Genomic DNA, 24,589 nt, shown 5'->3' on the forward strand with positions numbered 1-24,589 from the left:
AAGATTACTCTTCCGCTTTTTTTGGATCTTGAGGGAACGAACGAAACTCTAGCCAGTCAATTTTCTCTGACGGAGTTCTCTGGGCGAAAGACCGAATTTTTGACGGAAGCGCCTTGAAAAATGAGCCGCATTTCTAAAGCCATGTTTTGCAGCGATTTCGGCAATGGCCATAGATGTGTATTCAGCCGATTGCAGGTCCTTATAAATTCTCTCCAGCCTCTTGTTTAAAATCCAACCTGAGACAGCACCTGGTTCTCCATCAAAAAGCAAATAAAGCGCTCTGGATGATATACCGTAGGCACTGGCAATGCTTTTTGGCGTTAAATCAGGCTCTTGTAATCTGCTTTCAATATAAGACCGAATATGTTTTTGACGGTGTTTGCGTCGACCAGCAACGCTTAACTCCAGATCGAGAGAATCCAGAAGTGTTGTGATCAGAAGGTCTGTCAGGTGTTTGAACAAACGCGTCTGCGTTTGAGAGGGGCTGGCTTCCAAGGCACCATCGAGAATTAATTCACAGCAGGTGAGAAGAAAGCGACCGGGGCCTGACTGGATTTCAAAATGGACCACAGGAAGGCCGGATAGGACAGGAAGGTGATTGAGCAGACCGCCCTTTGTCACAGATATAAGAATGCTGTCATTAGTCAGAAGATTTTCGTGATCTAAAGCAGGCTTTTCAGAGTGATGGGTTCTGATGAGCTGTTCACGGTCAATATACAGGTTTCCACCAGCATGTCGTGAGATTGTGAAGAGAGCTCTGTCTTCATTGAAATAGGGGGAAAGGCTCTCAATCGTTTCATGAGAGGCGCCTTGTCGTCTTTGAACGACGGGCTGCAGCCCTTGGGACGGAGTAGCAAGCGTCGCAAGCGGAATAATGCGAGCGGGCAGCTCTGGCGAAGGCCCTTTTTGGGTCATGGCAGAAACTCTATGGAGCCTCCAGAAGAAAACAGGAATGGTCTGCTATAACGAAATTACTCAGTCATAGAAATGAAAATATAGAATTTCGTTATGTGTCTGAGGAATGCCTCTAAAGCATAAAAATTAAAATATCCTTTAAATTTTATATTTCAAAGACGGGTAATATGACCAAAATTCTTTGCAATATCTGCAATATGTGCGTGGTGTGTGAAAAATAATATCTGAGTTCGTTTTGATATTGAAGAAAGAAGTTTAAGTCCCGAAAGAGATCTTTCTTCATCGAATGTTATAAAAAGATCATCTGCGATAAAGGGAAGTTGGATTCCACGGTCGAGAGATTGTTCTACCGAGGCAAGTCGTAATGCCAGATAAAGTTGATCTCTAGTCCCTTCACTCATGGAGTGTACAGGAACAAGAGAGGACTTATCTGGAAGAAGGCCGGACAAGGTCAGATTGTCCGTTCCTGTGTCCTCCAAAGCAATTCCTGCATATCGATGTCGTGTGAGGTGCGAAAACATGCTCCCTGCTTTCTTTAGCAAAGGACCATGAGTTTCCTGGCGCTGTTTTTCCACGAGACGACGTAACATCAGGCTTTGAAGGCGAAGCGAAAGATATCGCGCTGCACGATCATTCAGCTCTGCCTCGACTTCCTGTATCCGCTCGGCAGTTTCGTGCGCGCCGCCTTTATTTTCCAGAGATGTCAAAATTTGCCGAGCATCCCACAATCGCTTTTCAATTTCCGAGTGTTTTTTCTTTAGCATAAGACTTTGCTGCTCAAGTTCGTCAGATTCCCTTTCAAGTGTTTCAGGGTCAGACTTCTTTGCTTCTAACAAAAGGGCCTCAAGAGCCCGGCCGTTACCCGCGGAGAGAATAATGGTGTTCAGCTCATCACGGCGTTGAAGCAGAGTGGCGCGACGCCTAAGTTCCGCAGCGATATTATGGAGATCGTCACTGTATGGAATGCCAAGCCTCATTAATATGGGAGCTAGGCTTTGCCGCAATGATGCGAGCCTCATATTTGTGGCTTCGAGAGTTTCCTGGAGTGTTGCTCTTTGGGTTATGAATTCTTGACGTTTGTGTTCAGCCTCTTCGGACTGTTGAAGTGAGGTGCATAAATTTTCCAACGATTTCTTGTTATGCTTTTCAAGCATGAAATTGAGGGAATTTTTAAATTCCAGAATATCCGCGTAATTTTTATGGTTCTCTTTCTTTTCGCTTTCCAAACGGATTTGAATTGATCGCGCCTCTTGCACATCAACAAGATCAACATGCCGGGCCCCAGCAGGATAATGACAAGAGGCACATGCTGTTTCCCATGAAACCTGCCATGCGGCCAAATTATGCTTGAGCGTCTCAAGTTGACGCTCTTCAGCTGCGATAGCAGTTTGCAGTCTTTCTTGGGCCTGTTTTTTATCCAGTGCACTCCTTAAATGAGCCTCATATTCATCCTGAATATTTTGAGCATGCTGGAGGCAGAGAACAAAATTATCAGTCTGAGCCTCATGTAGATAAGGTGATAACTGTTCTAGTGCAGAACGTTTTTGCTGCTGTTTTTTCTGAAAAGATTCTGCAATTTGTTCCTGATGCTTTGATTTGGAAAGAGCATCAAGTCTAGCGTCACACCAGCTCAGAAACTCTTTAGGTGGAAGTGCGGGCAGTCCAAGATATTTTAACTTTTCAAACCAAGTGTTTTGGCGAGAAATTTGTTGTGATTTAACAAAGAGAATGTTTTTCTCAACCTGAGCAGCTTCAATTTTAATGCTGCTAATATGATGGCTAAGATCGTTCAGTCGAGCCGATTGCTCAGCATGAGTATGGCGCCGATCTGCAAGAATATCTGTGTTTTTCAGAAGAATGAAAAATGCATTTAAAACAGATGGATCCGGATATTGCTCTGTTTGTAAAATACCCTGAATGTTGCACCAGGTCGTATCGCGGAGATCTCGTGCATTTGAAAGAGCTTCTATGGAAACAGCATCGCCAGATTTTTCCAAAATATCACGATCAAAGATTTTCTTCGAAAGCGTTTCTTGGAGTTTTAGGAGAAGGCTATTTTCCTGAAGAGACTTCTCCTCAAGATCACGCCATTTAAGATACTCTTCGTCAATGATCTCTTTTTCCAGAACAGGAAGACCATCCAGCGCCGCCCAACGATTTTCAGTACTTGCTGACCAAGGAAGCAGACGATCAAATGCTGCATTAGTGTCGTGAATGGCTGTTTTCAGATCCTTCCTTAATTTTTCAATTTCATCATCAATTCCACTTAGGCTTCTCGCATAGTTCAAATTGGTTTTTAATTGCTCGAAATCGGCTGTAGAAACGGTTTTCTGCTTGTCAGAAGAAAAATTAGAAGATCGTATTAAATCAAAATCTTGGCGTAATTTTTCCAAGCGATCTTTTATTTCATGCTCAAGGGTCAGATAATTTTCTCGCTCTTGAAGCTTTTTATTTAAGGCGTCCAGCGCGCCTGCGTCAGGAAGGCGATTGGGCGTTGCGCAATGTCGTGCCCAAAATTGCTCCATCCAGATTTCGTCATTGCGAATTCGGCCTAACCTTAAATTTGTATCGATATCGATTTTATTTATAAAATCATTCCTGTTAGTTAATGATATTATCTGGTTTGCATCATCTAAAATTTTGCCTCTAGGTTCGGACTTATTTATACGTTCTGATATCGAATCTAATTTTAATTTTGTTGCGGATTCGATAGTTGTTTCTGTTTTTATTTCTGAAAGAATAACTTCAAAATTGTCGCATTCAGAGAAAGAAAATTCAGGAAGTCCTGATTGCGAAAGTCGTAATTGCAGATCCATAAGCTGAAGATAGGGAATGCTGATGTTTCTGGCCCGAGAGTTTTCTCTCTGCCGCACGACAAGGCGTTGTTGTTCAGCATTACATTCAGAAAGAGCTTTCTCTTCTTTTTCCTGCGTCTCGCGGGCGACAGTTAAATCGTGAGGGAGGACTGCGGTATTTCTCAGGGTTTTATTCAGATCTGAAAGGTCACGCTTTGCTTTCAGAATGGCAGATGTGCTGCTTCCCTTTCGCCATTGAGAATTCATTTCTTTTTCGAGAGAAGTTATCAGGCCGCCCAAACCGCCGACACCCAAACTTGCAGAAAGAATTTGCAGGCCTGCATCGTCCTTAAGGCGGCGCATTTCCTCACCGCCTTCACGCAGGCGACGATGGTCAAGAGCCCATCCGGTTTCGAAGCTTTTAGCGTCCAGGTCTCCCATCCATTGTCTTAGCAACTCGTCACTTTTGGGGGTGGCGTCATCGGAGGCGTAGAAGGTCTGTGTGCGGGCCCTACGTCGTATGCCCTCCAGTACCGCTCCGTTGTGACTTACCTGCCCGCCAACTCGCAGAAGGGGTGCTGCACTTAACCAGTCAGCACTGATGTGATGCGGGAACTGAAAGAGAAAATCCCTGATAGCTGCAAGCATCGTGGATTTCCCGGCTTCATTGTGTCCATGAATGACGTGAAAATCCCCTTCCGATTTTGGGAAGGTAATAGTGCGGTCTTGAAAGCCGCCATATCTGAACAGGTCAAGACGATCAAACCGCATCAGCTTGCGCTCCCCATCAGTCGTGCGCGCAAGGCAGAACTTGCTTCATCCAGCGGCCAACTATTTTCATCAGCCATCAAAGTACTTCTCTCGACACACCCAGGAAGTGCGGAGAAGAACATTTCAAAGTCATCAGAAAGCGTTGCTATAAACTCGGGATCGCTCATGAGCTCCGACAAAGCCGCATCCAGGTCATGGAGTGTATTTGTAGAGGGCGGAGAGGTTGTCTTGTTCCGGAGCTTCTCCAAGGCGATTTGGTTCTGACCGGTGTCCAGAGAGACAGCAACGCTCCTTAAATCGTCTTGCCAGCAGGTGGATGCACAGAGGCTGTCATGCAGAGTGGTTGTTCCCGTTAGCGTCACACGTGCGACAACGGTGCGTCCGTCGGCCTGAGCCAGAGCGTGCTCCATACGGAGCCTCGCGGCATGCATGACGTCATCCAGGTCATGCAGGTCCGCTATATCTATGACGATATGGCTCCAGCGTATGACATCACAGGCAACTGGTGTGACAGACTGAACGGTGTTGTTTTCGACACTGACGAGCATTGCCCCACAAGTGCCTGTCTCCCGGATGTGGCGCCCTTGAAGCACCCCAGGAAACACAATCCATGGATGATGACAAACAATCTGCCGGGCATGAACATGCCCTAGAGCCCAATAGTCATAGTGCTTTGACGCAAGTGTTTCGACGGAGCAGGGCGCATAGGTTTCATGTTCGCCGTAGCCGGAAAGAGAGGTATGGAGAACACCAATATTGAACCATCCGGAAACAGGCTCAGGGTATGTTGGCGTCATGTCTTTTCGAACATGTCTTTCACGAAAGCTCTGACCATGCAGGGCGACCTGGATGTCTTCCAGTCGTATGGTTTCAGGAGCATCATAACTGAAGTGATCGATACCAGCCGGTCGAGGAAGCTCACGTGCGATGACGGACTGAGCGTCATGATTGCCCGAAAGAGTAATCACTCGAATTCCAGCATGCACGAGGCGACTAAGAGATTTCATCATGTAGAGGCCGGTACTGGCGTCCTGCCAGCTCCCATCATACAAATCGCCTGCGAGGATCAGAAAACTGACCTTTTCCTCGATGGCAATAGCGATGAGACGATCCAGAGCTCGCCGGGTTGCATTCCGGATTTCTTCCAGTGGAAGACCCTCATAACGGCTTAGTCCTTTAAGGGGGCTATCGAGATGAATGTCGGCGGCGTGAAGGAAGCGGAAACTGGACATAGCGACACTCTAACGCGAGAGCAGAAACGAGCGAAGAGTGTTTTGGAAGATGGCCTTGACGAAGCAAGACAACCCACCCTATGCCGGATCAATGGATAGTGGGACAGCCTACGGTAATGCACCTCGTGAAGTGATTGCTGGAGTAGGACAACGGCCCACTCCCAAGCATCAGTTTTCTCTCGTGACCACGGTACGGTGGGAAACACCCTATATTTTAGAGTGGCTTACCTATCATTTTTCGATAGGGTTCGAGCACGTCTACATATATTGCAATGATGACGACCCAAGCGAACTTTATGATGAAGTTCTTCCTTTAACTGTCGGCCCCAATCCTAAAGTGACATTTGTTCACTATGGGGTTGTCGGTGCCCAGTTTCAGATGTTTTTTCATTATTTACGCCACTACTCGACTGAGACAGAGTGGCATATGTTCCTGGATGTCGATGAGTTTTTGTGTCTGAAAGATTGCGACAACATCGAAAAATTTCTTGGAAAATTCCCACAGAATGATGCTCTTTATTTCAACTGGTCATTTTTTGGCAATAATGGGCATAAAATTCGCCCTAAAGGTTTCGTCCTGACAAATTATACGCGCCGTGAGAACGGAGCGACGCCATTTACAAAAATCCTCGTAAGGTCAGCGGCTGTTCCTTATCAGGTTATCTTTGAAAACCCGCATGAAGCAATTCACCATAATCTTCTCACGGTAGCACCGGATCTCAGGGCCACGAATGTTCTGGGAGAGACGATGCTTGGCTACTATGAAAATTTTCCGGAAAACGCGTGGGCATATCTTAAGGAAAACGAGCGAAATCACAGTATAATGAATATCGCTTTTATTGCTCATTATAATATAAAATCAGAGCAGGACTTTGAAATCCGTGCAAAGCGGAGCGTTGTCGGGAGTTTTAGTGGTCAAAACACCTGGAAGTTAATGACGCAGGCAGAGCGCGAAAACTTCTTTTCGATGACGAATGCTGTTCACGACACTTATCTGGCCGATTACTGGAAAAAATTATCTGATGCGCGTGTAACCTGCGTTTTTCCGATTTCAATGTGGCCGCTTTTGTCAGAGGGATGCACCGCTACGCAGTCTTCAGCACTTTTGGACATCTCTCCAGAAGACGACGCTGAGGGTCCACTTTCAGGACAAATCGGTAATTTCCCTGCGCACCATACTACTGAAGAAAAAGACCCGTGGTGGCAGGTCGATCTTCAGGAAGAAGTAAGCGTTCATGAAGTGCGGTTGTTTAATCGACTTGATACTGCATTAGAGCGTGCAAACAATCTGGCAATCTCTGTTTCAGTTGATGGAGAGGCTTGGGCCGAAGTCCATCGTAAGGAAGACGGACAGATTTTCGGTGGTGCCGACGGGAGCCCCTACATTTGGGTGGCCCCAGAAGGTATCCGAGCGAGATTTGTAAGGATTACAATTCTAGGTGAAAGAACATACCTGCATTTCAGTCAGATTCAGGTTTACGGCCTGCCTGACTGAAGAGGGCGACTATGTTTTCAATGATTGGTGAGATACTGCGCCACGATAAAGGGCAAACTCTGCTGTAGCTTGTCAGTCGAAGCTGTTTCCTCATTGCGAAGCCGCTCCAGAAGAGACAGGTCGCTGCTGAAACCCAAGCGGTCTGCAAGGATCGCCAGCATATTCAAAGATGCAATCTGATGAGCGCGGTAACTGACGTCGGTGAGTACGTTCTTGAGGAGATTACTTTCCTCTCCAGTGCTCAATAAACTGGAAACAGTGCTGAGAATGGAAGATACGGTCTCATGCGCTGCGGGCGTTTGCCGACCATGTCGGCTCAGAAGGGCCGTGATGTCGCTGACATGTTTTCGACGCAGGATAAGGTCCTGTTCCATCTGGGCACTCACACTTCCATAGCGCTCGCAGAATGGAAGCTCTGAAAGAACGGTCTCGATAGCTTTGGTCTCGATTGCCAGATGGTCCTGCAACCGCTCCAGATAAATATCCAGTGCTGTTGTTTCTGCGGACTTTGTTCTGCCAGCCATGGGTTTCCTCTAGCGTCAAGACGACGGGGTCTTGGCTTATATCTGTGCATGACGCCTAAACTGTCAACGTCATGATGAAAATTCGGCGGAGGGTACAAAAAAAGTCCTCATACCAGAGACTGGCATGAGGACTGTACGAAGCGATATCTGGTCGGAAGATCAGAAACCGGCGCTGACGCTCGCAATAGCAGAGAACGGAGCTGCGATGGCGTAGGTGGGGACAGAGGCACTGACAGTCTTGCCAAAAATACCAACTGTCGGCTTGGCATTGGTCTGAAGGCCCTTCACGAAGCCCAAGTATGCCTTGTCTGTAATGTTGGAGAAGTTCAGCTTGATGTTCGGGCTCTGCAGGAAGCCAATGGTCTTGAAGCGGTAGCCAACATTCACGTTCATGACGACATAGCCTGGAATGGACTGGTCGTTCATGAAGGTGGAGTACTGCTTGGCAACATACTTCAGGTTGTAGGCACCGAAGAGGTGACCGTCATCATAGTCAAGGTTGAAGGCAGCCTGGAACTTTGGTGTTTCCGGAGCGAACTTACCTTTGGTACGCAGATAGTCGATGCCTGTACCGCTACCTGCCTGCAGGTTGCTGCCCAGACGGGCATCAACATACTCGAAGGAAACATACGGACGGAGGTGATAGAAGATCGGACGCGTTCCGATTTCAGCATCCACACCGTTTGTGGTCTGACCACCAGCGTTGATATTGGTGGAGTAATAATTCGTGCATGCAGAGTCCATGCACTGGCTGGTGGACATCAGACGGTTCGTGAAGTCGTAATGGAAATACGTCAGAGAGCCCATAATGGTTGGGCCAGTGTAACGGTAGCCCACTTCTTCAGAAATCGAGATTTCTGGCTTCTGGTTCGTGTTGGCGTGCGTTGAGTAGCCGGAACCAGCATAATAGGCGCCGGAGTCATACAGCGCATAGTTGGTTGGCATACGGAAATTGGTCGCAGCAGACACAAAGATCTGGTTTTCCGGATTGATCTGGTAACGAGCTGCGAAGGTTGGCAGCGGTTCCTTGTACGTCTGGCTGATATTGCGGCCGGTGGAAGTGTCCGGCAGCATGTTGGTGCCAGTACGAAGTACAATCGCGTATTTGAAACCAGCGTCGATTGTCAGCTTGTTATTCAGAAGTGACAAGGTGTCACCAATGAACATCGTATGGACGCGTGTCTGTGTTAGCGTGTTGCGGTATTGGTATGTCTGTCCGTTGGAAAGAACAACGTTTTCTGCGCTGCCCCAGATGTCCCAAGGATTACCGTCTTCACCGACGCCTGTGTAAGGGCCCTGCTGTGACTGCTTGGAATATTCGAACCAGTAACCAACCATCAGGCGGTTTGCACCTGTTGTGAGGGTCAGTTTCGTGGTTGCACCCGGACGGTAGGTTTTGGTGATGGACGGGTTGTAGAGGGTGCGCGTTCCGCTTTGCCCGTTGATGCTACCTGTAACCTTGGTGGTACCGTAGCTGAGGCTGTTCAGGTTGGTGCTGTATGCGCTGCCGCCACTACCTTCGCCATACCAGAAATACGGTGTTTCCGTCAGAACCAGGTGATCAGCCAACTTGAAGGTGGAAGGTCCACTGACATAGATGTTGGTGAAAGGATTCTGGTGCAACTGATAGTACGAAACGCCCTTGTCGGACGCGCTCGTGTTGTAAGACGAGTTCCAAACCGTGTTGGAGATCGTTGCGCCAGTCGTATTCTTATACGTCGTGCCATCGGCACGGGTACACGTTGCGTTATTGGAGCATGGTGCAACGTAACGGTTTCCAACGCCGCGACCATAGGCATTCCAGGATGCCTTGTTCACGCTTGGTGTCAGATAATTGTAAAGACGGTTACCCACGATCGCGAGAGAGACGCGGTTCCCGTCACCCCAATCGTTTACGATTTTCGTTTCAGCGTGCAGCTTACGCTGCGTAGCATCGCTGTTATTCACACCTTCGGTGGCATAAGACCCGGAGAAGTAGGCACGCAGATTGGTGTGACCAATCTTGCCTGTGTCGAGCCGCAGGAAGCCGCGGGTGTAATCGTATGAGCCGTATGAAACGTCAAATGCGCCGCCAGCCTTCATCTTCGGGTCGATCATATACATGTCGACCACACCGCCTGTGGCGCTGATGTGTGGGCTATCCAGATCTGCCGAACCCTGGGCAACGCGAACGGTGCGAAGGTTTTCGGAATCAACGATTTCCTGCGAATACACGGCGAAGTTGCCGATATCGTTGATCGGGAAACCTTCAAGGGTGAAGCCGATCTGTGAGGAATCAAGGCCGCGCATGCTCATGGAGCTGCCAGAGAGACCTGCAGGATCAGTCGAAGAAACGTTTGCACCCGGGAGCAGGGAAATCAACTGCATCGGGTCAGCGCCCGGAACCTGCTTCTCGATGAAGTCACGCGAGACGGCCGACACAGACTTTGCGCTGTCCTGCTTCTCCATCAGACCGCCGCCGACGGCACGACGTGTTACGCCGTCGAAAGAATGCCGACCGCTGACGGAGACATGCTCTTCATGCACATCTGTCGGAGCCGTATTACCCATCATGGATGGGGCGGCTATTTCCGTCTTCGGATGAGCCTTTTGATTTGGATGTTTCGTATCTGAAACAGGCGCTGCAAATGCTGGCAGTGTGCCAAATGCGATCAGCGCTGAGGTCGAGAGGAGGCGTGTAAGGCGCATCGTCTGTGGGGTCTTTCTCGGCCAGGTGGGTTTGGTTCGGCCGAGAAAGACCATGGTTTGCAGTGATCTTCAATCAGATCATGTAAGTCACACTATGACATTTAGGGTGTATGGTAATTTCGCAACAACACAGTCTTTCCGGGGCTATTTATAGAGCGATAGCTGTATGCTTTGTGACAGTTTAGAGAAAAGGGTCCTATTTTTCCCTTTGTCTATTCTTGGCGTTACGGGCGCAGCGCTTCATCCTGCTGGTAGAGCTTGCGGATTCTGCGAGCTTGTAGTGCCGTAACTTCGATTGCGTGCGGGTTCTGATTCAGGTGTGGGATGACGTGGCCCCGCATGGCTGGAACGAGTTCGGGCAGTTGCGCAATTTGTTCCATAGGAAACAGGTTATCCACCTCAAGCTGTCCGTCTTTTCCGCAAATGTACCAGGCCTGCGGGCGGAAGACGTGGTCTACGTCATATGGGGATGACTGGCTTTCCACGTGTGTGATGGCATCGTCCAGCGTGTGGAATGAGCGGTAAAGTGCATTTACAGAAGAGTGGATTTTGACTGTCGAAGTGCCGCCTTTTCTTGCGAACGCCCAGGCGGAAACAAATCGCTCTACCGGATCACGCCAAATGGCAAAGCTCGGCAGTTCCTTGGACAGCTCCGGTGTGACGTGGCGATAGTATCGAAACGTCTGATGCATCATGGAATAGCCGTAAAGCTGGTTACAGATTGATGTTCCGCCATTTTTGGGAACATGAATAAACAGTGCACCAGCACTTCGAATACATTCCAGACGTTTCAAGCGCTTTTTGCCCAAGGGCAGGTGCAGATGCAGTTCAGCAGCTCGTTCGTGAATGTCATTGAATTGCTGAACGCGGAAAAGTCGGCAGAGAAGAGATTGTGGAATGCCGTCTGGTACAGGCCTGAGTACCGACGATTCAGGAATTTTTTCCTGAACCAGGGTCGAGTATGACGGCATATTCTGTAGCTCCGGTTTTCAAACTGGGGCCACACTGGTCTACGAACCAAAGGGGGTCAAAGACCACCTCGTGACAAAAAGAAACCTCTTTAACAGCTTTGTCATGAAGCTCAGGAATGAGGCTTTGAATGCGTTTCCAGGTTTATGCGTTTTCCATAATGACGGGCCAGAAGCGTACAGGTGAAAAGCTGGATCTGGTGATAGATCATAAGGGGCAGAACAATGATGCCTACCGAGGCAGAGGGAAAGATAACGCTTGCCATCGGAACACCAGAGGCCAGCGATTTTTTTGAACCACAGAACTGAAGCGCGATGCTGTTTTCCGTGGACTGGTTCATGCCCTTACCCATGAAATGCGAGGCCACCAGCACCAGCGCGAGCATGAAGCTGTCCAGTAGCGCCACCTCAAGCAAATGAAGCGGTGAAACGCGGTGCCAGATGCCTTCGACAACGGCTGAACTGAACGCGGTGTAGACGACCACGGCGATGGAGCCACGATCTGTGAACGAAATCAGGAATTTGTGGCGTTTGACAATCGGGCCAATCCATTTCTGAAGGATCTGCCCGAGAATGAACGGAAGAAGCAGTTCCTTCGCAACGTCCAGAACGCTCTCAAGGGGTGAATGACCTGCACCAACGTGACCAAGGACAATGCCTGTCAGAAGAGGGGTCAATGCAATGCCTGCAATATTCGACACAGTGGCTGCGCAGATGGCCGCAGGAACATTGCCGCGTGCAATCGAAGTGAGGGCAATCGAGGACTGAACGGTTGAAGGCAGGCAACACAGGAAAAGAATGCCAGCCCACAAATCTTCCCCGAACAGAGCATTCGGGAACAAATTGCGGAAGAGCAGATGCAGCCCGATGCCAAGAAGCGGGAAGAGAGCAAATGTGCAGAGTAGAACCGTTCCCTGAAGGCGCCAGTCACGCACGCTTTCGATAATGGCATGGCGCTCAAGTTTGGCCCCTTGGAAGAAGAACATCAGGGTGATGAGAACCGTGACGACCTGCTGCAGGATATGTTGCATTTCCCCGCGGCAGGGCAGGACGGAGGCCAGGACGATCGCGCAGATCAGGGCCATCAGGAAAGGGTCTAAGCGCTTCATGACGCCCTTATGTGCGTATTCGCAACGGACATGCAATGTCCTTCCTCTTTTTGAAGACGAGCGCTTTCCTGAAAGGCTTCCGGGTTAAGGATCCTCCTGTATGGTGGAGGTATGACAGATCGAAACGACAGGCCCGAACTCGGGCGCCGCACGGCTCTGGCCAGCATTCTAGCCGCAGGAGCTGCTGTTGGCAGTAGCCGGATTGCCAGAGCCGCCGAGGAAACGCCGATGTCTGCAATGACTCCTCATCACGATGAACCCAGCAATTCCCATCAGGAGCCGGGCAATCATCCGGGGATAGCAAGCCAGCCTGTTGTCAGAACGCAGAGTGACTATCTCTATCGCCCCACGGTTCATTTCTCGCCACAGACCGGCTTCATGAATGATCCCAATGGTCTGATTTTCGACGGGCAGACGTATCATCTCTATTACCAGTACGACCCCTTTGCCCCCTATGCGGGTCAGGTGCACTGGGGGCATGCAACCAGTACGGATTTATACACGTGGCAGGATCAACCTATCGCGATTGATCAGACAGCCGCTGGCGAGGCGTATTCAGGGTGCGTGGTTCTGGACCGAAATAATGATTCTGGTCTTTTCCCCCCGAAGGCAAGCTCCCCTACGCAAGGGGACACTCCACCCGCTCCCAAGACGGCAACGCAGGCGGCAGTTGAGGCCTTGGCTCCCGGCTTGAACAAAGCCACGTCAGATGTGCCATTTTCGCCGGAAAACATGGACGTTCTTGGTCCGGGGACGAATGCTCCCTTCGGGCATGTCTTTGATCCACCGACAACAGCTGAACTTCCGCCAGCGGCTCCTTCGGTTCCGCCGTTACCATCCATGCCGGGTGGTCTGGTCGCTCTTTACACGCGCGCCACACCCCAGAAGCAGACGCAGTATCTGGCCTGGAGTCCGGATGGCGGTAAGCGCTTTATCGACTACGAGCACAACCCCGTTCTGGATATCGGGCTGAACTCTTTCCGCGATCCGAAAGTGTTCTGGCACCAACCCAGTGGAAAGTGGGTCATGGTCGTCGTGAAGGCTCGGGCTCACAGGGTGGCCTTCTACGGATCGATTGATTTGAAACACTGGATGCATCTCAGTGATTTTGGGCCAGCAGGTCTGTTCGGCGTGGATTATGAATGTCCCAATCTTATTGAATTGCAGGTTGAGGATGAGGGGAAGACGTCCCGTTGGGTGCTGTTCGTTTCAGTCAATCCTGGTGGACCTCAGGGCGGAAGTGTCACGCAGTATTTTGTAGGGGACTTCGACGGTGAGCGCTTTATCCCCGAGAATACGGTCATAGGCCTGACGGACTTCGCCAAAGACAGCTACGCCATGCAGGTTTATGAAAACATGCCGGGCAACGAGGCTGTCTATTTCGCCTGGTTTGGAAATTGGCAGTATTGCGAAGAGGTCCCGAACAGAAGCTGGCGCGGTCTTATGACCCTTCCGCGAACCTTGTCGCTCAGACGGGACGATATGAACTGGCTACGGTTGGTGCAGCGTCCTCGAGGACTGGAAACGCTGAGAGGCGAGCAGATTCCCTTTCGGGTTGAACGTATTGCTGCTCAGAGCGGCGTTCAGGTCTCCATCCCCACAGGCCAGGCCATTGAACTTTCTCTGACGGTAACCGTGGATGAGCGCAGAAACCCGCAACCCGATGGCAACAAGGGGCGAGCGGGTCGCTTCTTGATTGTCTTCTCCAACGGGCAGGGAGAATCTCTCTCTATCGGGTTTGACGCATTTTCAGCTCAGCTCTGGCTAGATCGCGGAGATCTGCATGGCTTTTCGCAGCCATTTTTCACGGAGAGGTTCTCCACGCCACTAACGGCAAACAGCCGACGTTTCTCGTTGAAACTGGTTCTGGATGCGTGTGCGCTCGAAATCTTCATCAATGATGGCTTGTCGGTCGGGACAGCTCTGGTGTTTCCTGCAAGTCCCTTGGATACACTCAGTCTTCAGGCAACGAACGCTGGTGCAACTATCGAAAATCTCAGTCTGTATCCTCTGCGGAAAACCATGAATCGTCCGACCGCCATATGATCGCAAACAGCCAAGGCTTCTGAACCGCGATACACGGAAGGCAGCGAAAGAGTAACAATGCATTTTACCCAGACCTTTGATGCGCACTCCTTTCTGGATACGTTCGGAAGCTATCTGGCTGCTTTTGTATTTGGGACGCTGATCGGGGCGGAACGTCAGTTCCGCCAACGGACCGCCGGGCTGCGTACCAATGCGCTGGTCGCGATTGGTGCGTCTGCTTTCGTAGATCTTGCGGAGCGTATTGGCGGAGATGTCTCGGCCATTCGCGTGATTGCCTACGTGGTATCAGGTGTCGGATTTCTTGGCGCCGGCGTCATCATGAAAGATGGCCCTAATGTGCGGGGCCTGAACACTGCGGCAACACTCTGGTGCTCAGCCGCCATCGGTGCGTGCACAGGGTGTGATATGATTGCAGAGGCAGCTCTGCTGACCGTCTTTATTCTCGGTGCCAATACGGTGTTGAGAGTTTTGGTGAAATGGATTGATCGGCGCCTGCCGCCGCAGATTGATGCAGTGGATCAGGAATGACGGCTCTGTTCGTGAGTCTCGGCGCAGCTAAGACGAGCTAGGCTTTAAGGTTTAGCACAAACAGATTTTTTTATTTTCTGGAAAAAATGGTGCCCAAGACCGGGATCGAACCAGTGACACTGCGATTTTCAGTCGCATGCTCTACCAACTGAGCTACTTGGGCACCGGGCTTAAGGTGAGACACCCGCTGCGGAAACGGGGTTTAGCTGATGATTCGCTTGGGATCAACCCTCAGTATGAGGATATTCTTCAGAGTCTTCTTCATTATCCTGCCTGAAGGATGGAACGCGGTAGTTACCGTTGAACCAGCGTCCCAGATCAATGTCTGCACAGTGCTGTGAGCAGAAGGGCCGAAAAGCCGGTTCCGTTGGGCGATTGCAGATAGGGCAGGTGGCACTCATGACAGGCTCCAGCTTGCTGGGGATGCGTTTGGATCCATGACCAGCTCCAGAGGAGCGGCCCGGCGGGAAGTAAAGTCACTCAGGGCTTCCGGATCGTTCTCCAGAGCCCTGACGAGAGAAATGGATGCTGTCAGAGTGCGACCCTTGCGGTCTTCTCGCAAAATGGTGCGGAGCACTGAGAGCGCCCTCCCATGTGGGGAGGACAAAAGCTCATGCAAGGGAGGTCTGCGCCGCGGGCGAGTGATTTCCAGAAGGCCGGAAGGCGTGGCTCCGAGCACCTGCGACTTCAAGGGATCCCCCAACAGGGCATCGCGCAGGAAGCTGACGAGGGCAGGTCTCTTGCGAGTTTTAACGCCTGCGGGATCAACCAGCAGCGTCCCTGACAGATTGCGGAGGCGGATCTGTTGCGCCAGGGCCGGAAAACTTGCGACGTTTCCCTTGAAGTCAGGAGCGCTGGCGCTGTCCAGGTCTATGGCGATCAGGGCGGGGGTGGGAAAGATACTGGCTGTAAGTTGGCCAAGATCTGCAAATTCGGAGCCAAGTTCGTCAAAGTCGCTTTCCAGCGTGTCGTCAAAAGCCTGCTGGCATCGCTGAAACCGGGGGCGCAGTCGGGCCGGAAGGCGCGCGGCAATACCTGGCGCATCAACGTACAGAGGGGCGTCAGGATAGCGGTCTGCCAGCTCTTCCAGTGGTGAAGGGCCGCATGCCAGAAGCGTCGGTGCAACAGGCATATCCGGCACAGGCTCTGCTTTACGCAGGCGCAGGCCCTTTCCATTCTGTGCGGAGCGACTGACGCGGACGGAGATCAGCTCTCCTTGAACCAGCGCGTTCCGGCAGGACAGAAAGCCATTGTCTCCGTTGTGGAGTGTGACAAAGGCCCCGCCCAATGCGGGAGCGACCGTTTGAATGCGCGCAATGTGCCAGTCATCAAACCCATCCGGAAGGCCGGGACGCCAAATGGCCGCATCCAGAAGGGTCTCATGGTCCGTAACCGCAATCCGCACATCGCCCGGAGAGCAGGCGGCGCGGATCTCGATCACGCGATCCACCCACCCTGACGACGGGGCTGCCCGCGCAGAAGCTGTGCGGTTTCGAACAACGGAAGACCCACAACAGCAGAGTAGCTGCCGCCAATCTGCCGGATATGAGCTGCGGCAGCCCCTTGGATGGCGTAGCCGCCAGCCTTGCCCTGCCAGTCTCCGTTGGCGATCAGTGCGTCGATCTGGCTGTCAGTCAGTCGGTGGAACGTGACGGACGTTTCCACAAGGCGCTCATTAGCCACACCGTCCTGCCACGCAGAGGTGGGACGCAGAGCCACTGCGGTCAGCACTTTGTGGTTTCGGCCTGAAAGCAGCCGCAGACACGCGCGTGCAGTCTGTTCATCCTCCGCCTTGGGGAGAATGCGTCGTCCAACCGCAACGACAGTATCCGCACCGATCACCAGAGCTGCATCCTGACGCTGTGCTGCTGCATGGTCAGCTTTCGCTCGGGCAAGACGCTGGACCAGCGCGCGGGGAAGTTCACCGGGGCGCGGTTCCTCATCCACATCTGTGCCGATGACGTCATCAGGCACAATTCCAATCTGCTTCAGAAGAGCCAGACGTCGGGGAGAGGCAGACGCCAGAACAAGCGCCGGGCGATCTGTCATGCCGTTTTCAGGCACGGGAGACTGGGAAAGGGGCATACGCCGCAGTCTCTTACTTGAAGCGGAACGTGATCCGGCCCTTGGACAGGTCGTATGGGGTCATTTCAACGTTTACGCGGTCACCAGCGAGAACGCGGATACGGTTCTTGCGCATCTTGCCGCTCGTATGGGCGAGAATGGTGTGCTCGTTGTCGAGCGTGACACGGAACATGGCGTTGGGCAGCAGTTCCATGACGGTGCCGGTGAACTCGATAAGGTCTTCTTTGGACATGGGAATCCTTGCTTCAGGGACAGGGTAAAGGTCTGCGGATGGCAGTGGCCCCGATCGGAGCCTGAAAATCCAGTTCCGCTATGTGCGGACTGTCCGGCAAAAGGTCAAGCTTAACGCGGTTTTTCTGATGTTTTTGGCCGAAATGATTGTGGACTTTTCACAAGACATACCGATTGTCCATGGCACCGGGTATGAAAATGGCAGAAATGGGCTGGCGCTTCGGTAATATGAAACAAAAGCGGGACGGCTTCTGACAGCTCCGCCCCGCAGGCGAGGACATGCGTGGCGAAAAGGTATGAGTGGGTGCGAGCGGTGCCTTCGATTGTCTGGGCTTTGGTCCTTGCCGTGCTCATGGGGCTGGGCGAGGGCGTGCATCTTGTCCCGCTGGATAGTCTAAGCCGTTTTCCAGTTTTCCAGGACGGAATCCAGGCCGTCGCTGGGCAGCGGTATTTCCTGGGAGATGCGTGGCAGTGGCCTTTGCTGGACACACACTCCCTCCTGGCACCTCGGGGTGCCAGCGTAGCAATGACAGACAGTACACCGTTACTGTTGTTACTGTTCAAACCGTTCGTGGCTCTGCTTCCTGCCGGATTTGTACCTTACAGGCTCTGGCTGGTGTTCTGTTTCCTTATGCAGCCGGTCTCTATGGTTCTGGCGCTATCCGCTGCGGGTGAACGGCGTTTTACGGCGTTGATGTCCGGAGCAATCCTGGCTCTCTGCATGCCATTTTTTCTGGGACGTATCATTCATCTCAGTCTGATGGGACAATTCCTTCTTCTGTCGGCATTTGCGTTTTATTTCTCCCTTGTGCGGGGGAAAAAGTGGGCTTTGGGGCTGACGCCGATCTTTCTTGTGATCTGCCTGCTTATTCATCCGATCCTGATGCTGTTGGCCTCTGGGACTATTGCGGCAGCAGCTCTGACGCTTCTGTGTCGGAGGGCTAAGGCGTCGCGTGAGGTAGCCTGTTCATGCGGGGCTGGAATTGCATTGGTCCTGATTGTCAGCGAGGTGCTGGGATATTTCCGGTATGCTCAAGGCGCTGGCGGGTATGGTCTGTTTTCCATGAACCTGCTGTCACCCTTCTGGCCCATGCATTCTAATCTGCTGGCGTTTATTCCTGCGCTGCATTACGGCATGGAGACCCAGTCTTTTGAGGGCTATTCCTATCTCGGTGCAGGGCTTCTTTTGCTTTTGTTCTGTGATGTGGTCTTTTGCAGGCGCGAACTTCTGAGCGTGATGTGGCGGCATGCCGGACTGTCGATTTTCCTTGGAATTATGGCGCTCTACGCTGTTTCCAACACGGGATATGCAGGGCCATACCGGCTTTGGCACATAGCCCTGTCGCCCCCTTTGGCAGACGTTTTTCGTGCGAGTGGACGATGCTTCTGGCCTGTAGGATATGGCCTGCTGATCGCGGCAATCCGTCTATCCCGCTTCATACCGAGAAGGGTGGGAGGCAGCCTGCTTATTGTTTGTGCCTTGCTGCAATTCCTGGACACCCGCTCGTTACGCGCGCAGGCACATGACCTGTGGAAGGCCGATTTTCCTGTTACGGGCGTTACCAGGTCTTTGACAGGTTTGATTGGGGACGCGCAGCAGGTAGCGCTCTACCCGGTTGCAGGCTGTGGATTGGATCTCTACGGCCCGGATGCCGATCGGATTATGATTGTTTTTCGGCTCTCTGCCGAACAAAACCGTCCGATCAATACGTTCTACCTGTCCCGCCCGCCTAAAGATTTGGCATGTGGCAGAGAAAAGCCCCAAGCCAAACAGGCGGAGGGGATGCTCGAAATTTATGTGGGCGGATTGCAGCCTGCAGCCAATCGGCACTGTCAGGATTTAGACGGCCTTAAGATTTGCCCGCCCTCGTAAGGGCGGGCGAACACTTAGTTTTTGATCTGGGCCAGACGCAGCGAAAGACTCAGAGCATGAGCATCCAGCCCTTCTGCCTGTGCTAGAGCAACACCCGCGGGGCCGATCTTTTCAAGTCCGGCTTCATCCGCCTCAATCGTCGTTGTGCGTTTGATGAAGTCGAACACAGAAAGCCCTGATGCGAAACGGGCCGTGCGGCTTGTGGGCAGAACGTGGTTGGGGCCGCCAACGTAATCGCCGACAGCTTCCGGGCAGTAGCGGCCCATAAAGATGGCCCCCGCATGGCGGATTTTTGCACTGAAGGCACGCGGTTCGTCGAGCAGAACTTCAAGATGTTCAGGAGCAAGCTGGTTCACAATCCGGGCGGCTTCATCCAGATCCCGAACGACAATGACTGCACCATGGTCTTCCCAGCTGCTGGCCGCGATAGCGGTACGGGGAAGGGTTTCCAGTTCTGTCTGGACAGCCACCGTTACTGCCTCTGCAAACGCGGCATCCGTGGTGATGAGAATGGCCTGTGCCTGTTCATCATGTTCAGCCTGCGCCAGCAGATCAACTGCTGCCAGACGGGGATCATTATTCCCATCTGCTACAACGACAACTTCCGAAGGCCCGGCGATGCTGTCGATGCCAACATGACCAAAGACCTGTCGCTTGGCTTCCGCCACGAACGCATTGCCTGGACCGACAATCCGGTCCACCGGAGCAATCAGTTCTGTTCCATACGCCATGGCGCCCACAGCCTGTGCGCCGCCGATCCGGTAAATCTCTTCTACGCCGCAGAGACGGGCAGCTGCCAGAACAAGTGGGTTCAGCACCCCATCGGGAGACGGAACACACATAGCCACGCGCTGCACTCCGGCGACGCGCGCGGGAAGGGCATTCATCAGAACCGAGGAGGGATAAGCGGCTTTTCCGCCGGGCACATAAAGACCCACGGCATCCAGAGCCGTCCAGCGCATGCCAAGCCGGATTCCTTCGTCGTCCGTGAAATCCAGATCCTTCGGCATCTGTGCAGCATGGAACGCTTCAATGCGCCGGGCAGCAATTTTGAGAGCATCCATCAGGTCTGATGGGACAAGATCTGCCTGCGTGGCAATTTCTTCCGCGCTGATGCGTAGGTTTTCAGCAGGCAGAGTCAGGCGGTCAAAGCGGGCCGTATAGTCACAGAGTGCCTTGTCCCCGCGCTGACGAACATCAGCCAGGATGGCCCGGACAGGCTCTGAAACGCTGCGCTCGTCGCTGCTGCGATCTGCCAGAAGGTTCGCAAGATCCTGCTCAAAACTGGCGCTCAGGGTGTCGAGACGTTTCATTTTGACGCTCCCTCAGTGTTGAGGGCTGCACGGAATCGCTCGATCAATGCGCCAATCTCTTCAGGGCGCGTCTTGAGCGCAACGCGATTGACGATCAGGCGGCTTGTGACGTGCGCAATGGTTTCGGTTTCCATAAGGCCGTTGGCACGAAGAGTGGAGCCCGTATCAACCAGATCCACGATTACGCTCGCCAGATCCAGGGTCGGCGCAAGCTCCATGGCACCATTCAGGTGCACGATTTCTGCATTCACGGCGCGGGACGCAAAGTGACGGCGTGCAATGGTCGGATACTTCGTGGCGACACGCAGGCGTGACTGGGACGCTGCCGGATCTTCAGTGACGGTTTGGGGGCGCGCCACGGAAATTCGGCAGCCACCAATTCCGAGATCAAGCGGTGCGTAAATGTCCGGATAGTCGAATTCCATCAGGACATCTGCGCCACAGACACCGATATGCGCTCCACCATACGCTACGAAAGTTGCGACGTCGAAAGAACGGACGCGCACAACATCCAGATTTGGATAGGAGGTGCCAAATCGCAGCCGACGGCTGCTTTCCTGAAGGCAGTCCGCATCGGGTTCGATGCCTGTTCGTGTCAGAACGGGGGCTAACGCCTTGAGAATCCGCCCTTTTGGAAGGGCAAGGATCAGCGGAGAACCGCTTCGGTCAGAAGTGTCCGTTCCGGTCTGAGGCGCTGTCATGGGGCGTCTGTCCTTGCTGTCCGCAGCCAATGAAAAGAGAACAGCAGCGCATATCACGAAGCGGCGGTCTTCCAAAATTTCTTGACAGGGAGGGTGCATATCGATGCATCTTGTATGTATGTCTGCAAACATAGAGACATTACTGTTTCCGACCCCCCTTTCTGCTGCGAGTGGCCTGCCCCTGCGCGCACAGATGCGGGAGCGTATCCTGACAGCGATAGGGTCTGGTCTGCTCTCTCCGGGAGACCAGCTTCCCACGATGCGGGCGTTGTCAGTTCATCTTCGGGTTGATCTCAACACTGTGCAGCGCGCTTACGCGGAACTGGAACGGCTGGGTGCCATCGAGACATATCGGGCGCGAGGCAGTTTTGTGAGCCAGCATCCTCCATCGGCCGATATTGATCGAAAGAGGGGAGAGCTCATGGATCTCGCTGCGGCAACAATCGCCCGGAGCCATGCTTTGGGGCTCGATCCAGACGCCCTCCTCCGGGCCATGCAGCACCTTCTTGAAGCGTCTTCGCCCACAATCGCGCCAGAGACCGGCGCCGGAAAGGCATAGTCATGATTTCGTATCCAACACTTCCGTCGTCCGTGTCGCGGCGCAGCAATGGCCTTCCTGTTAATTCGGTGTCTATTGCACTGGCTCTCGGGTGTGTTCTTGTCGGCGGGGGCTTACAGGCTCTGACCTTTAACCTCGCCTTCTCGATCATCGGCGTGGTGCTGGGCGTTCTCGTCCTTCTGTCTCTGAAGATGTGTAATTCCTGGCAGCGTGCTCTGGTCTTGCGCGCCGGTAAAATTCAGGGTTTGCGGGGCCCTGGGCTGTTTCTCATCATCCCTTTCGTAGATCAGGTCACCGAAGTGGTTGATCAGCGGATCAGGACGGTTCCGGTGCATACGCGGCAAACCCTGACGCGTGATACGACGCCGGTGGATGTGGATGCTGTTGTTTTCTGGATGGTTCATGATCCACTCCGCGCCATCACGGAGCTGGATGACTACGAGGGGTCCGTATCCATGGTGGCACTGACTACCCTGCGTGAGGTGGTCAGCAGCTCCGACCTTGCCGTGTTGCTGGAGGATCGTCGCAGAATTGATGACCAGCTTCGGGACCTGATTGAGGTCAAGACACGCGAATGGGGTGTTACGGTGCAGGCCGTTGAGATCCGTGATGTTCAGCTGCCAGATAATTTGCAGGATGCGATGAGCCGTCAGGCGCAGGCAGAGCGGGAACGTGCAGCGCGTGTTACGCTCGCCAGTGCCGAACGTGCTGTTGCTGTGGAACTGGCGGCTGCAGCCAAAACGTATGAAGCCTCACCGATTGCCCTGCAGATTCTTCAGATCAACCGCGTTTTTGAAATGAACAAAAACCGTGGAACGACCATTCTGATGCCGACCACCATGGCAGACGCGATGGGCAGTGCGACCGCCTTTGCTGCGGCCGTGCAGGCCGCAACACAAACGGATTCTGAAGCACCATCAGCCTGAATCACGTCAGAACGTGGCTTTTGATGAGAGGCTCCAGCCAGTCCACGAATGTTGTCACACGATCACCAGCGGAGTGCCTGTGTGGATATAGAATGGTCATGGGCAGAGCCTCTGCGCACCATTCAGGCATCACGCTGACGAGCTCTCCAGCCTGGATGTGCTGCTGCACGTCGTAGGCCGGAATCTGGATCAGACCCAGCCCGGCCAGGCAGCAGGCAATGAGGGCTTCAGCATTATCAACCGTCACCCGACTGGGTGGCGAAGCGGTTCTGGTCTCTCCGCCCTCCTGCCATTCCCATTCTTCCGGTCGGCCAGTAACGGGGGATGCATATCGCACCACGTAATGATCGTTCAGGGCATCTGGGTGGGCAGGGCAGCCAAACTGGTCAAGATAGGCCGCACTCGCGACGTTAATCAGATTGAGTTCTCCGATCCTGCGACTGATGAGACCAGAATCCTGCAATGGCCCTACACGCAAAACGCAATCCGCTCTGTCTTCCACCAGATTGATGGCTCTGTCCGTGACGCCAAGATCGACGGACAAGCCAGGGTGACGGGATAAAAAATCGGGTAAAGCCGGGGCGACAATGAGACGCCCGATCCTGCCCGGCATATTGACCCTTACGACACCGCTGAGGCCGTCACGGTCTTTCCGGAACAGCGTTTCAATGTCTTCCACCTCTCCAATGACGCGCAGGCAGCGCTTGTAAAAAGCCAGTCCGTCCTGAGTGGGAGAGACCGCGCGCGTGGTTCTGGCGAGCAAGCGTGTTCCTGCGCGCGTTTCCAGATCACGAATGGCTGTGGAGATGGTCGAACGTGGCATGTTCAGCATGTCAGCCGTGCGTGTGAAACTGGAAGTTTCAACGACTCTGGTGAAAATGCGGAAAAGGTCGATCCGGTCCAAAAAAGTCTCCGCAGAGCAGGGCCCTGAGTTTGTTCGTGATTCCTGACAGGTGTCGTCAGGAATACAGTCTTTGTTGTGTCCCGTCAGACGGTAGCCTGCGCGTTCCATTTCAAAAACGCGGAGACCGGATCATGACAGATCACAGTATCAAAGGAAAAACGGTTCTTATTGCTGGGGGCGCCAAGAACCTTGGCGGCCTGATCGCTCGGGATCTTGCGGCTCATGGGGCTCGTGCCATCGCCATTCACTACAACAGTGCAGCGACAAAACCCGATGCGGACGAAACGATCGCGGCTCTCAAAGCTCAGGGCGTGGAGGCCGTCGCCTTTCAGCAGGACCTGAGAACCGCGGGTGGGAACACCAAGCTGTTTGCTGACACTGTGGCTGCGGTTGGTCGGCCAGATATTGCGATCAATACGGTTGGCAAGGTGCTCAAGAAGCCGATGGCGGAGACGTCTGAGCAGGAGTTCGACGAGATGTTCGACGTGAACACGAAGTCGGCTTTTTTCTTCATCAAAGAAGCCGGAGAACATCTCAACGACAACGGCAAGATTCTGACGCTCGTTACGTCACTTCTGGGAGCTTACACGCCGTTCTACGCCACCTATGCAGGAAGCAAGGCGGCCGTCGAGCATTTCACACGGGCTGCTTCCAAAGAGTACGGTGCACGGGGCATTTCCGTGAATGCGATTGGTCCCGGGCCAATGGATACGCCCTTCTTTTATGGGCAGGAAGGTGCGGATGCCGTCGCATATCACAAGACGGCGGCTGCCCTGTCCGCTCTAAGCAAGACCGGCCTGACCGATATTGAGGATGTTGTTCCCTTTGTCCGGACGCTTGTATCTGATGGCTGGTGGATGACGGGTCAGACCATTCTTGTGAATGGTGGATACACGACCAAGTAAGAAAAAAGGGCTGCCAGGGGT

At 52.9% G+C, this 24,589-nt stretch carries 20 protein-coding genes, 1 tRNA gene and 1 pseudogene; 7 read left to right on the forward strand and 15 right to left on the reverse strand.

Annotated elements, in window-relative coordinates:
• Nucleotides 1-48: 48 nt before the first annotated feature.
• The 3 genes from ABDK75_RS00640 to ABDK75_RS00650 form a co-directional block, all read right to left on the reverse strand.
• On the reverse strand, nucleotides 49-915 hold the full coding sequence (locus ABDK75_RS00640) for a helix-turn-helix domain-containing protein (protein WP_339406739.1): 867 nt from the start codon (nucleotides 913-915) through the stop codon (nucleotides 49-51).
• Nucleotides 916-1,067: 152 nt separating this feature from the next.
• Nucleotides 1,068-4,481, reverse strand: coding sequence for an AAA family ATPase (locus tag ABDK75_RS00645; RefSeq protein ID WP_346004690.1), 3,414 nt, complete (start codon nucleotides 4,479-4,481; stop codon nucleotides 1,068-1,070).
• A complete protein-coding gene (locus ABDK75_RS00650; protein WP_346004691.1) occupies nucleotides 4,481-5,713 on the reverse strand; it encodes a DNA repair exonuclease in 1,233 nt (410 codons plus the stop codon). The genes ABDK75_RS00645 and ABDK75_RS00650 overlap by 1 nt, the downstream gene beginning before the upstream one ends.
• Nucleotides 5,714-5,762: 49 nt before the next feature.
• Between ABDK75_RS00650 and ABDK75_RS00655 the strand changes: the two genes are divergently transcribed.
• Nucleotides 5,763-7,208 carry a glycosyltransferase family 2 protein gene (locus tag ABDK75_RS00655; RefSeq protein ID WP_346004692.1) on the forward strand — a complete coding sequence of 482 codons (1,446 nt, stop codon included), beginning with the start codon at nucleotides 5,763-5,765 and terminating at the stop codon, nucleotides 7,206-7,208.
• A gap of 17 nt (nucleotides 7,209-7,225) precedes the next feature.
• Here the strand turns inward: ABDK75_RS00655 and ABDK75_RS00660 are convergent, their stop codons facing one another.
• From ABDK75_RS00660 to ABDK75_RS00675, 4 genes are all read right to left on the reverse strand, one after another.
• Nucleotides 7,226-7,732: a DUF892 family protein gene (locus ABDK75_RS00660; protein WP_346004693.1), complete on the reverse strand. Its 507-nt coding sequence runs from the start codon at nucleotides 7,730-7,732 to the stop codon at nucleotides 7,226-7,228.
• A gap of 159 nt (nucleotides 7,733-7,891) precedes the next feature.
• Nucleotides 7,892-10,420 (reverse strand): TonB-dependent receptor domain-containing protein, encoded by a 2,529-nt coding sequence (locus tag ABDK75_RS00665; protein ID WP_317215406.1) that lies wholly within the window; start codon nucleotides 10,418-10,420, stop codon nucleotides 7,892-7,894.
• 224 nt (nucleotides 10,421-10,644) lie between these two features.
• Entirely contained in the window at nucleotides 10,645-11,391 is a 747-nt protein-coding gene (locus ABDK75_RS00670; protein WP_346004694.1) for a sulfotransferase family 2 domain-containing protein, read from the reverse strand.
• A gap of 110 nt (nucleotides 11,392-11,501) precedes the next feature.
• Nucleotides 11,502-12,497 (reverse strand): bile acid:sodium symporter family protein, encoded by a 996-nt coding sequence (locus ABDK75_RS00675; protein WP_346004695.1) that lies wholly within the window; start codon nucleotides 12,495-12,497, stop codon nucleotides 11,502-11,504.
• A gap of 111 nt (nucleotides 12,498-12,608) precedes the next feature.
• Between ABDK75_RS00675 and ABDK75_RS00680 the strand changes: the two genes are divergently transcribed.
• Together ABDK75_RS00680 and ABDK75_RS00685 are read left to right on the forward strand one after the other, a co-directional pair.
• Complete coding sequence (locus tag ABDK75_RS00680) at nucleotides 12,609-14,543, forward strand: GH32 C-terminal domain-containing protein (RefSeq protein ID WP_346004696.1); 1,935 nt, start codon at nucleotides 12,609-12,611, stop codon at nucleotides 14,541-14,543.
• A gap of 57 nt (nucleotides 14,544-14,600) precedes the next feature.
• Nucleotides 14,601-15,032 (forward strand): annotated as a pseudogene (locus ABDK75_RS00685) (MgtC/SapB family protein); the annotation flags it as partial.
• Between the two features lie 126 nt (nucleotides 15,033-15,158).
• On the opposite strand, the gene ABDK75_RS00690 reads toward ABDK75_RS00685, so the two are convergent.
• From ABDK75_RS00690 to infA, 5 genes are all read right to left on the reverse strand, one after another.
• A tRNA-Phe gene (locus tag ABDK75_RS00690) sits at nucleotides 15,159-15,234 on the reverse strand.
• Nucleotides 15,235-15,295: 61 nt separating this feature from the next.
• Entirely contained in the window at nucleotides 15,296-15,472 is a 177-nt protein-coding gene (locus ABDK75_RS00695) for a DNA gyrase inhibitor YacG (protein WP_211502471.1), read from the reverse strand.
• Nucleotides 15,469-16,512, reverse strand: a complete 1,044-nt coding sequence (locus ABDK75_RS00700; RefSeq protein ID WP_339406722.1) for a ribonuclease E/G — start codon at nucleotides 16,510-16,512, stop codon at nucleotides 15,469-15,471. The genes ABDK75_RS00695 and ABDK75_RS00700 overlap by 4 nt, the downstream gene beginning before the upstream one ends.
• Entirely contained in the window at nucleotides 16,509-17,156 is a 648-nt protein-coding gene (locus ABDK75_RS00705) for a nucleoside triphosphate pyrophosphatase (protein WP_211500334.1), read from the reverse strand. The genes ABDK75_RS00700 and ABDK75_RS00705 overlap by 4 nt, the downstream gene beginning before the upstream one ends.
• Before the next feature lie 13 nt (nucleotides 17,157-17,169).
• On the reverse strand, nucleotides 17,170-17,388 hold the full coding sequence (infA, locus tag ABDK75_RS00710) for a translation initiation factor IF-1 (RefSeq protein ID WP_007282896.1): 219 nt from the start codon (nucleotides 17,386-17,388) through the stop codon (nucleotides 17,170-17,172).
• 282 nt (nucleotides 17,389-17,670) lie between these two features.
• On the opposite strand from infA, the gene ABDK75_RS00715 reads away from it, so the two are divergent.
• Nucleotides 17,671-19,260 carry a DUF6311 domain-containing protein gene (locus tag ABDK75_RS00715; RefSeq protein ID WP_346004697.1) on the forward strand — a complete coding sequence of 530 codons (1,590 nt, stop codon included), beginning with the start codon at nucleotides 17,671-17,673 and terminating at the stop codon, nucleotides 19,258-19,260.
• A gap of 14 nt (nucleotides 19,261-19,274) precedes the next feature.
• Here ABDK75_RS00715 and hisD read toward each other — a convergent pair whose 3' ends face one another.
• Together hisD and hisG are read right to left on the reverse strand one after the other, a co-directional pair.
• Nucleotides 19,275-20,573 carry a histidinol dehydrogenase gene (gene hisD, locus ABDK75_RS00720; RefSeq protein WP_346004698.1) on the reverse strand — a complete coding sequence of 433 codons (1,299 nt, stop codon included), beginning with the start codon at nucleotides 20,571-20,573 and terminating at the stop codon, nucleotides 19,275-19,277.
• The gene (gene hisG, locus ABDK75_RS00725) at nucleotides 20,570-21,274 is read right to left on the reverse strand and encodes an ATP phosphoribosyltransferase (RefSeq protein WP_346004699.1); all 705 of its coding nucleotides are present in this window, start codon (nucleotides 21,272-21,274) and stop codon (nucleotides 20,570-20,572) included. Before hisG ends, hisD begins: the two co-directional genes overlap by 4 nt.
• A gap of 118 nt (nucleotides 21,275-21,392) precedes the next feature.
• Here hisG and ABDK75_RS00730 point away from each other — a divergent pair, with 118 nt between their 5' ends.
• Both ABDK75_RS00730 and ABDK75_RS00735 read left to right on the forward strand, forming a co-directional pair.
• Nucleotides 21,393-21,833 carry a GntR family transcriptional regulator gene (locus tag ABDK75_RS00730; RefSeq protein ID WP_211500337.1) on the forward strand — a complete coding sequence of 147 codons (441 nt, stop codon included), beginning with the start codon at nucleotides 21,393-21,395 and terminating at the stop codon, nucleotides 21,831-21,833.
• Nucleotides 21,834-21,835: 2 nt separating this feature from the next.
• Nucleotides 21,836-22,759, forward strand: coding sequence for a slipin family protein (locus tag ABDK75_RS00735; RefSeq protein ID WP_346004700.1), 924 nt, complete (start codon nucleotides 21,836-21,838; stop codon nucleotides 22,757-22,759).
• A 1-nt stretch (nucleotide 22,760) separates the two neighbouring features.
• Here ABDK75_RS00735 and ABDK75_RS00740 read toward each other — a convergent pair whose 3' ends face one another.
• The gene (locus tag ABDK75_RS00740) at nucleotides 22,761-23,663 is read right to left on the reverse strand and encodes a LysR family transcriptional regulator (RefSeq protein WP_202206906.1); all 903 of its coding nucleotides are present in this window, start codon (nucleotides 23,661-23,663) and stop codon (nucleotides 22,761-22,763) included.
• 131 nt (nucleotides 23,664-23,794) lie between these two features.
• Here ABDK75_RS00740 and ABDK75_RS00745 point away from each other — a divergent pair, with 131 nt between their 5' ends.
• Entirely contained in the window at nucleotides 23,795-24,568 is a 774-nt protein-coding gene (locus ABDK75_RS00745) for an SDR family oxidoreductase (RefSeq protein ID WP_211509603.1), read from the forward strand.
• The last annotated feature ends 21 nt before the right edge of the window (nucleotides 24,569-24,589 follow it).

It is taken from the genome of Gluconobacter sp. OJA (assembly GCF_039638325.1).
Classification (GTDB): domain Bacteria; phylum Pseudomonadota; class Alphaproteobacteria; order Acetobacterales; family Acetobacteraceae; genus Gluconobacter; species Gluconobacter cerinus.

Bases quoted from the DNA above. Each gene is read 5' to 3' on its own strand.
- ABDK75_RS00640 (WP_339406739.1), bottom strand. From the start codon at position 915: ATGACCCAAAAAGGGCCTTCGCCAGAGCTGCCCGCTCGCATTATTCCG.
- ABDK75_RS00645 (WP_346004690.1), bottom strand. From the start codon at position 4,481: ATGCGGTTTGATCGTCTTGACCTGTTCAGATATGGCGGCTTTCAAGAC.
- ABDK75_RS00650 (WP_346004691.1), bottom strand. From the start codon at position 5,713: ATGTCCAGTTTCCGCTTCCTTCACGCCGCCGACATTCATCTCGATAGC.
- ABDK75_RS00655 (WP_346004692.1), top strand. From the start codon at position 5,763: ATGGCCTTGACGAAGCAAGACAACCCACCCTATGCCGGATCAATGGAT.
- ABDK75_RS00660 (WP_346004693.1), bottom strand. From the start codon at position 7,732: ATGGCTGGCAGAACAAAGTCCGCAGAAACAACAGCACTGGATATTTAT.
- ABDK75_RS00665 (WP_317215406.1), bottom strand. From the start codon at position 10,420: ATGCGCCTTACACGCCTCCTCTCGACCTCAGCGCTGATCGCATTTGGC.
- ABDK75_RS00670 (WP_346004694.1), bottom strand. From the start codon at position 11,391: ATGCCGTCATACTCGACCCTGGTTCAGGAAAAAATTCCTGAATCGTCG.
- ABDK75_RS00675 (WP_346004695.1), bottom strand. From the start codon at position 12,497: ATGAAGCGCTTAGACCCTTTCCTGATGGCCCTGATCTGCGCGATCGTC.
- ABDK75_RS00680 (WP_346004696.1), top strand. From the start codon at position 12,609: ATGACAGATCGAAACGACAGGCCCGAACTCGGGCGCCGCACGGCTCTG.
- ABDK75_RS00695 (WP_211502471.1), bottom strand. From the start codon at position 15,472: ATGAGTGCCACCTGCCCTATCTGCAATCGCCCAACGGAACCGGCTTTT.
- ABDK75_RS00705 (WP_211500334.1), bottom strand. From the start codon at position 17,156: ATGCCCCTTTCCCAGTCTCCCGTGCCTGAAAACGGCATGACAGATCGC.
- infA (WP_007282896.1), bottom strand. From the start codon at position 17,388: ATGTCCAAAGAAGACCTTATCGAGTTCACCGGCACCGTCATGGAACTG.
- hisD (WP_346004698.1), bottom strand. From the start codon at position 20,573: ATGAAACGTCTCGACACCCTGAGCGCCAGTTTTGAGCAGGATCTTGCG.
- hisG (WP_346004699.1), bottom strand. From the start codon at position 21,274: ATGACAGCGCCTCAGACCGGAACGGACACTTCTGACCGAAGCGGTTCT.
- ABDK75_RS00730 (WP_211500337.1), top strand. From the start codon at position 21,393: ATGTCTGCAAACATAGAGACATTACTGTTTCCGACCCCCCTTTCTGCT.
- ABDK75_RS00735 (WP_346004700.1), top strand. From the start codon at position 21,836: ATGATTTCGTATCCAACACTTCCGTCGTCCGTGTCGCGGCGCAGCAAT.
- ABDK75_RS00745 (WP_211509603.1), top strand. From the start codon at position 23,795: ATGACAGATCACAGTATCAAAGGAAAAACGGTTCTTATTGCTGGGGGC.